This window comes from Pseudoxanthomonas suwonensis (genome assembly GCF_010093235.1).
GTDB lineage: Bacteria > Pseudomonadota > Gammaproteobacteria > Xanthomonadales > Xanthomonadaceae > Pseudoxanthomonas > Pseudoxanthomonas suwonensis.
In genome coordinates, this window is record NZ_PDWP01000052.1 from 1 (window position 1) to 2,500 (window position 2,500).

General features: G+C 58.0%; 1 tRNA gene and 2 rRNA genes (1 of these 3 cut by a window edge). All 3 read right to left on the minus strand.

Annotated features, from left to right (window positions below):
• Positions 1–224 precede the first annotated feature (224 nt).
• Positions 225–301, minus strand: a tRNA-Met gene (locus CSC68_RS15595).
• 111 nt (positions 302–412) lie between these two features.
• Positions 413–526: ribosomal RNA gene (gene rrf, locus CSC68_RS15600) — 5S ribosomal RNA — on the minus strand.
• 126 nt (positions 527–652) lie between these two features.
• A 23S ribosomal RNA gene (locus CSC68_RS15605) occupies positions 653–2,500 on the minus strand; it runs 1,028 nt beyond the window's last position.

A 2,500-nucleotide genomic window follows, 5' to 3' on the forward strand; every position in this document is an offset into this window, starting at 1 on the left:
GGGCGGTGCAGGAGCGCGGCGCGTTGCCACGCGCTGCGGCATCTCCAGCGGACTCGGGGACGTGGCCTTCCGCGGATGTGGCCTTGTCCGGGCTACGCATCCGTTCCTGTTCGCCCCGGGAGCTGCGGGGCCCCGCGGGCGCTTTTACGAATCACCAATCACCAATCCCCAATCACCCCAACGCAAAACGGCGACCCGAGGGGTCGCCGTTTGCGTTGGTGCATTGGTAGCGGGGGCAGGATTTGAACCTGCGACCTTCGGGTTATGAGCCCGACGAGCTGCCAGACTGCTCCACCCCGCACCGGGGTAACTGGCGGCCGGCGTTGGCGTGTGGCCTGGTGCCGGCGTGGGACACGGGGTGTCCGGTAAAAGAAGAAGCCCCCAGCGCTTGCTGGGGGCTTCCGGGATAAAACCCTGGCGATGACCTACTCTCGCATGGGAGACCCACACTACCATCGGCGCTGTTGCGTTTCACTTCCGAGTTCGGGATGGGATCGGGTGGTTCCACAACGCTAATTTCACCAGGGAGACGGTTGGAGCGTGCTGGTGGCCCGTGAACGGGTACCGCACCGTCTCGCATAGGGACTTGGGATGTAGTGAGCGGCGGATGGCTATCGACGTATTCGTCGAGTCCAAGGCCACTTGAGGTTATATGGTCAAGCCGCACGGATCATTAGTACTGGTTAGCTCAACACATTGCTGTGCTTACACACCCAGCCTATCAACCACCTGGTCTTGATGGTTCCTTCAGGGGACTTGTGTCCCGGGAGATCTCATCTTGAGGCGCGCTTCCCGCTTAGATGCTTTCAGCGGTTATCGCTTCCGAACATAGCTACCCGGCAATGCCACTGGCGTGACAACCGGAACACCAGAGGTTCGTCCACTCCGGTCCTCTCGTACTAGGAGCAGCCCCTCTCAAATCTCCAACGCCCATGGCAGATAGGGACCGAACTGTCTCACGACGTTCTGAACCCAGCTCGCGTACCACTTTAAATGGCGAACAGCCATACCCTTGGGACCGACTACAGCCCCAGGATGTGATGAGCCGACATCGAGGTGCCAAACACCGCCGTCGATATGAACTCTTGGGCGGTATCAGCCTGTTATCCCCGGAGTACCTTTTATCCGTTGAGCGATGGCCCTTCCATACAGAACCACCGGATCACTAAGTCCTACTTTCGTACCTGCTTGATCCGTCGATCTTGCAGTCAAGCACGCTTATGCCTTTGCACACAGTGCGCGATGTCCGACCGCGCTGAGCGTACCTTCGAGCTCCTCCGTTACTCTTTAGGAGGAGACCGCCCCAGTCAAACTACCCACCATACACGGTCCCCGACCCGGATCACGGGCCCAGGTTAGAACGTCAAGCACGTCAGGGTGGTATTTCAAGGATGGCTCCATGCCAGCTGGCGCCGGCACTTCATAGCCTCCCACCTATCCTACACAGACGAACTCAACGTTCAGTGTAAAGCTATAGTAAAGGTTCACGGGGTCTTTCCGTCTTGCCACGGGAACGCTGCATCTTCACAGCGATTTCAATTTCACTGAGTCTCGGGTGGAGACAGCGCCGCTGTCGTTACGCCATTCGTGCAGGTCGGAACTTACCCGACAAGGAATTTCGCTACCTTAGGACCGTTATAGTTACGGCCGCCGTTTACCGGGGCTTCGATCAAGAGCTTCGCCTTGCGGCTGACCCCATCAATTAACCTTCCGGCACCGGGCAGGCGTCACACCCTATACGTCCACTTTCGTGTTTGCAGAGTGCTGTGTTTTTGATAAACAGTCGCAGCGGCCTGGTTACTGCGGCCCTCTTCAGCTATAGCCCGCATGGGCCACCAAAAAGGGCGCACCTTCTCCCGAAGTTACGGTGCCATGTTGCCTAGTTCCTTCACCCGAGTTCTCTCAAGCGCCTGAGAATTCTCATCCTACCCACCTGTGTCGGTTTACGGTACGGTCTGCGTGAGCTGAAGCTTAGGGGCTTTTCCTGGAAGCGTGGTATCAGTCACTTCGCCCTAAAGGGCTCGTCTCGGTGCTCGGTGTTGACCTCCCGGATTTGCCTAAGAGATCCACCTACCGCCTTTCCCCGGGACAACCAACGCCCGGTAGACCTAACCTTCTCCGTCCCCCCATCGCACTCACGCGAGGTGCTGGAATATTAACCAGCTTCCCATCGACTACGGCTTTCGCCCTCGCCTTAGGGGCCGACTCACCCTGCGCCGATTAACGTTGCGCAAGGAAACCTTGGGCTTTCGGCGTGCGGGCTTTTCACCCGCATTATCGTTACTCATGTCAGCATTCGCACTTCCGATACCTCCAGCGGACTTCTCAATCCACCTTCGCAGGCTTACGGAACGCTCCTCTACCGCGCATCACAAAGTGATGCACCCCAAGCTTCGGTTTACCGCTTAGCCCCGTTAAATCTTCCGCGCAGACCGACTCGACCAGTGAGCTATTACGCTTTCTTTAAAGGGTGGCTGCTTCTAAGCCAACCTCCTGGCTG